Genomic DNA, 412 nt, shown 5'->3' with positions numbered 1-412 from the left:
TGCTGCTCGAGCAGGTGGCGGAAATTCATGATGGTGGTGCGATCCGGCAGGGCGCTATCCAGGGATAATCGGGCAAACAGGCGCATGGAGGCGATTTCGTACAGGGCATCTTCCATGGCACCGTCGCTCAGGTTGTACCAATGCTGCATGCAGTGAATACGCAGCATGGTCTCCAGCGGATAGGGCCGTCGGCCATTGCCCGCCTTGGGATAAAACGGCTCGATGACAGCGGTCATATTCTGCCATGGCAGAATCTGCTCCATGCGGGAGAGGAAAATCTCTTTTCGGGTCTGACGGCGCTTAGTGCTGAATTCACTATCGGCGAAGGTGAGTTGATGGCTCATGATGTCCCTCTGGGATGCGCTCCGGATGAATATGATGATCTCATATCAGGAACTTGTTCGCACCTTCC

Annotated in this window: 1 pseudogene; it reads right to left on the bottom strand. The window is 55.1% G+C overall.

Going from position 1 to position 412, the window contains the following annotated elements:
* Positions 1 to 344, bottom strand: a pseudogene (locus LZ634_RS20345) (transposase); the annotation flags it as partial.
* Positions 345 to 412 lie beyond the last annotated feature (68 nt).

This window comes from Kluyvera intermedia (assembly GCF_021440345.1).
GTDB lineage: Bacteria > Pseudomonadota > Gammaproteobacteria > Enterobacterales > Enterobacteriaceae > Kluyvera > Kluyvera intermedia_A.
This window is presented reverse-complemented; position numbering and strand designations above follow the sequence as displayed.